Genomic DNA, 5,002 nt, shown 5'->3' on the forward strand with positions numbered 1-5,002 from the left:
CCGAGGCGGGACTTGCACCCGCTGGCCTGTCAAAGATCGAAGGCTGCACCAGAAACTCAAGCGGCAATGGATTGGCATTGATATTTCCCCCACGGCCTGCCGTGTGATGGCCAAACGCCTGCGGGATGTCTGCGGATTACCCGAAAGCGAGCCGTTGTGGAAGTCCGGACGCGGGTTTGTGGTGCGCGACCTGCCATGGTCGGCGGAAAAGCTGCGCAGCCTCCCGCCGTTCGAGTTCGAGAACTGGGCCGTCATCGCCCTGGGCGGCATCCCGAACAAAGTCCAAGTCGGCGATATGGGCATTGATGGCCGCATTTACCCAGTGGGCACAGAACCCAAAGCCTTTGGCGCGGGCGAACTGGCGCTGCAAGACCGTTGGTATCCCATTCAGGTGAAGCAAAAGGATAAGGCGGGCCGCCCGGACATTGATCAATTTGAAACCGCCATGCGCCGCTCCAACCGCGAAAAGGGATTCTTCATCTCCTTCGACTTCTCCGAGGACGCCCTGCGCGAGATTGACCGTTTCTTCAAAGAAGAACACCGCATCATCGTGGCCTTGACAGTCAAAGAAATCTTGGAAGAACATATTGCGCGGAAATTGGCATAATTATCTGCATGGGTTGTTTATTATTTTCCGCCGCCAATAAACTAGCGTTGCCCCGATAGCTAGCAGCGCCCAGGTTGAAGGCTCCGGCACCGCGCCCGCTATAATTGGCGTGTTGGGATCAGTCTCGTAAGCCCAACCGAAGATTTGCCCGGAGGCATCATTGGGATAGTTATAAACCTCCATCCAGCCGTAATGCATCGCTCCACCTATTTCAAACTTGAATCCAATGAAGGCGTTTGTATCTGAAAATTTTCCGCTATAAAAATATTCTCCGTCAAAAATCGCGCTGCCCCCAATCACTACAGTGCCTCCGGCAACCATACTCGCATTTACCCATTGATAGGACGGACTAGATGAAGCGACAAGCTCACCGCGACCGATCGGCATCACCATATACCCTCCGTCGGTGGCGACGTTATTATTACCTAGTGGCTGGAGATATACTGCTGTCAGAGTGCAAATGAGCAGATAATCATCACCCCCATCCCCATTCAAATCCAAACCCGTAGTGCGGTCTATGGAATTTCCATAACCAAGTATATCTGGTGGTGTCGTGTAAATAATTTCGCCCCAGGAACGGGTTGCGTGCATGATGACGACGAAGATAAGCAACAGGAGAATCTTCTTCATGCAGACCGTTTCCGCCGCCAGAACATTAACACTGCACCTGCGGCTAGCAGCGCCCAGGTTGAAGGCTCCGGCACCGCACCCGCTATAAATGGCGTGTTGGGATCAGTTTCGTAAGCCCAGCCGAAGATTTGTCCGGCGGGAACACCGGGATAGTTGTAAACCTCCATCCAGCCGTAATGCATCGCTCCGCCAATTTCAAACCGCAATCCAATGAACGCATTTGTATCCGAAAGGTTTCCACTATAGAAAGTTTCACCGTCAAAAATCGCACCTGCCCCGATGAATATGTTTCCGCCAGAAGCCATGCTGGAGTTTACCCACTGATATGACGGACTGGATGAAGCGACTAGGTCACCACGAGCGATCGGTACGACCGACAGATTGCCGTCGGCGGCGACACTATTATTGCCTTGTGGTTGCAAAGACACCGCCGTCGGTGTCAAGACGAGCAGATAATCATCAACCCCATCCCTATTCAAATCCAAACCCGTAGTGCGGTCTATAAAATTTGCATAACCAAGCGGCTCTGGCGGGGTCATGTAAATAATCTCAGCAAAGGCCGCGCGTTGCATCACGGCCATCATGACCGCAAGGCTTGCGCCTCGCAGCCATGCTGAAAGAAAACTCGTGTCGTTCATAAAACCTGTTGCACCCGGTAGAGGCGCGTGTTGCCATTCGTGTTCATCGGCAGTTGGATCACTGCATTCGTAAGGCGCGCGCTGACTTGGGCACCAATGTTCTGCCAGTAGTTTGAGTTTCCGGGCACATCCACATACTGGGCCTGGTAGCGCTGCCCAACGACGGTTGGCCAGCCAACCGCAATGGCATTTGTGCCGGTGCGGAGGATTTTGTTCAGGGCAAAGGCTGGCGGCTCCTGTGCGACGTTGCCATTCACCAGCAGGGAGACCCATTGGCTGTTGGTGAGCGTGCCTTTGTGCGTCACTTTCACCAGATACGTCCCGTTGGTCGGATTAGGGATGTACACCTGCTCAACATTATTGCGCGTATCATCGCCGCGCGTCGCTGCGGCGGCCCGCGCTGTTGCCGTTCGATTCGTTAAATCGGGATCAAGAATCCACGGGAAGTTGGTCGTGCCGTCTGGGGAATAAATTCGCAAGTCAAGGTCGTTGACCAGCTTGGCGGCTGGATTATTGAAATTGGTAAGGGCACTTCCGGCCCCGGCGGGATCGGTCCAGCAAATGGTGATTATTAAGGGATTATTGGTTCCCCCCGCGCTCAGGACCGGGAATTGAATATACTGCCCGTGGTTCAGCAATACTTCCTTGATGAAGTTTTTCAGGCCATTCGTGGCATCATTGGCGAGCAGTCCCGCCGCCTTGGCCGTGTTCATCACCCCCCAGCCGACGCGATAACTCGGCCCTGCGTTTGTCGTCCCCGTATCCGCCGTGTGAATGATCAACCCTTTGATGGTTGAAGAGAGCAAATCTGCCGAGTTCGTGTGAAGCTGCTGATAATACTGGCCCAGAAGATTGGCGGAACCCGCCACGCTTGGCGCGGCAAAACTGGTGCCGCTGATAAACTGGTACGCATAATCACTCGTGTTATAGGTGGTAATAATGTTCACTCCCGCCGCCACTACGTCTGGCTTGATCCGGCCATCATCCGTCGGGCCGCAGGAACTGAACCCAGCCCAGAGCACGTTGGTTGGAGCGGTGTAGCCGTCATTGGGGTACACAGCGCCGACCGTCAATATGTTTTTGGCGCAAGCAAAGTCGGAAACCGTGTCGTAACCGCCAGGGTCGCCATTTTTTGGATGCACCCGACTGGTGGTATAACCAATACCTGTTTGATAATTATATTCAATGTGGTTGGTCGGTTGGACTGGTGGCGCGTTACTCACATCATTTCCCGCCGACCAAATACCAAGATAATTGGGGGCATTTTGCCCGAGTTCATCAATTTTGGCTGTGTATGTGCTGTAGTTGCCAAACTTTGCGTCTTGATTCGTGCTGATTGCTGAATAGCCATACCAATACCAACTGCCACTTGCCAAGACCCAACCCGAAGAATGCCCATATGAATGATTGGAAAAGCGCATATTGTTAGTTCCAGCTTCGCCAGGCATAGCGGATAAATCGGCGCGAAAATCTCCCGCTTGAATGAGTCCTGCAAAAGACATCCCTTTGGCGGCATTGCCAATGAAAACCCCATTGCTGTTAATATTATTGACCCCGCCCGCAGCAAGGGTGCCGACCACGGCTGTGGAGTGGCTGCTTACATTAGTAAAAGAAGTCGGCAACAACGAAACCCGCGATCCAAACTCTGAATGAGTCAAACGTGGACGTCCTTCATCCCACATAAAAATGGTGCGATTGGTTCCGTTCAAACTCAATCCCGCCGAACCGCCCGGCCAAACATTGGTTGTGCTGATGGTTTTTGCCGCCTCAATATTATGTGCGCCAATAAAGAGCGGACCTTCATCAATGCTGACGAGATATGAAGTAGTGCCGTCAGCCATAAGCACCTGGGAAGGCTCGCCGGTATTCCAAGCAAAGGTCAGGGCGGAATCCAGCGCGGACTGATGCCAATCATTTTCCATCGCAGCGGTCGCATAACTCGAAGCCGATTGGTTCATGATGGTTTGAAAATCCGCTGGCGTGCCGTCTGGCAGGGCATAGCCGTCGTGCAACCATTCCGCCACGGATGCCAGATTATTAGAATAATAGGCCGAGTAATCGAACACGTTCGTTACTTGGGCCGTGGCATTGGTCGCCATCCCTGGCAGACTAGGTTGAGCGTGAAGAGTTGTGGTCAGGCAGCAGGCGAATACGCAACCCACTATCAGCCGTCCGATAATATTTGTTGAGGCGTTCATAGTTTTCCATTTCCGACTTGTTGAGCTTACAAAACCAGGCAAACGTCTGGCGATGGCTAAGAGCTGGTCCAGTGTTAATCTAACCTGATAAGAAAGGCAAGTGATGATTTGCGCTTTTAATAAGATATTTTTAATTAGCCGGAGCGTCATGAGAGGAACGGGGCATGACCTCCGGAAAGCCATCCAATAAACCCAACTGCAGCCCGACAGGGGGGTGCTAGAAATCGGCCAGTGATTTACGATGTCAGACTGAGACTGGATCAGGGTGATAAAAAAATTCACTTTTTTGTAAATTTTCCTTGCGCTGGTGTTTTTCTTCCGATAAATAACCCCGCGTCTCTAGGAAATTCTGCCCATTGCAAGTGGGTATCAGGCGTGATTTGCCGGGAATGCTGGAGATAATAGATGGTCCGGCAATGGTTGCTGGAGTGGCAAAGGAAACATGGATCGGGGTTTTATAAATAGCGGTCAAGGGTTAGGGGCGGTGGCCGGGAGCAGGACAACAGTCTCCAGGCCAGGCGACTCCTTTTTTCCTCATTCTTCATCCGCCTCCACCCAGTCTTTGTGCTCCAGCGGTCCCGCGTTGCGAGGGCATGGCCGACGGCGGTTTTCTGGCCAGCCGAGTCGTCCGGGAACGTGCAATGATTCTTTTTCGGCCCTCCCTTGTCAACGGTATGCACCGAATGATTCTGGTCTGGACGACCGGGGTCTCGGGGAAGGAGCTGATGGCTTTCGCTGGGCAGCCCCAGGCTGTCCGGAAGTTCCTAACAAGTCTCGTTTGGTGGTTCCGCGTCACCGGGACACACCGGATGGGTTTCGTTTGGAAGTTCCTGAGACGGGGAAGGACCGGATGACTCTCGTTAGCTTGTTCTCTGTCTCAGGGAAGGAGCTGCTGACTTTCGTTTGGTGGTTCCCGGTCTCAGGGAAGC

Annotated in this window: 4 protein-coding genes; 1 reads left to right on the top strand and 3 read right to left on the bottom strand. The window is 53.0% G+C overall.

From position 1 onward, the window contains the following. Positions 1 to 607 (top strand): restriction endonuclease (locus WCO56_28875; protein MEI7733614.1); only part of this gene is annotated, 607 nt, incomplete at its 5' end. Here WCO56_28875 and WCO56_28880 read toward each other — a convergent pair. From WCO56_28880 to WCO56_28890, 3 genes are read right to left on the bottom strand one after another with little or no spacing between them, the layout of a single operon-like run. Further along, complete coding sequence (locus WCO56_28880) at positions 608 to 1,237, bottom strand: PEP-CTERM sorting domain-containing protein (GenBank protein ID MEI7733615.1); 630 nt, start codon at positions 1,235 to 1,237, stop codon at positions 608 to 610. It abuts the gene before it with no gap. Continuing rightward, a complete protein-coding gene (locus WCO56_28885) occupies positions 1,234 to 1,875 on the bottom strand; it encodes a PEP-CTERM sorting domain-containing protein (protein ID MEI7733616.1) in 642 nt (213 codons plus the stop codon). The genes WCO56_28880 and WCO56_28885 overlap by 4 nt, the downstream gene beginning before the upstream one ends. Beyond that, positions 1,872 to 4,073, bottom strand: coding sequence for a S8 family serine peptidase (locus WCO56_28890; protein MEI7733617.1), 2,202 nt, complete (start codon positions 4,071 to 4,073; stop codon positions 1,872 to 1,874). The genes WCO56_28885 and WCO56_28890 overlap by 4 nt, the downstream gene beginning before the upstream one ends. Positions 4,074 to 5,002: the final 929 nt, after the last annotated feature.

The sequence above is a fragment of the Verrucomicrobiota bacterium genome (assembly GCA_037139415.1).
Taxonomy (GTDB): domain Bacteria; phylum Verrucomicrobiota; class Verrucomicrobiia; order Limisphaerales; family Fontisphaeraceae; genus JBAXGN01.

What these genes read in the sequence shown, in the direction of transcription:
- WCO56_28880 (MEI7733615.1), bottom strand. Translation starts at nt 1,237, where the DNA reads ATGAAGAAGATTCTCCTGTTGCTTATCTTCGTCGTCATCATGCACGCA.
- WCO56_28885 (MEI7733616.1), bottom strand. Translation starts at nt 1,875, where the DNA reads ATGAACGACACGAGTTTTCTTTCAGCATGGCTGCGAGGCGCAAGCCTT.
- WCO56_28890 (MEI7733617.1), bottom strand. Translation starts at nt 4,073, where the DNA reads ATGAACGCCTCAACAAATATTATCGGACGGCTGATAGTGGGTTGCGTA.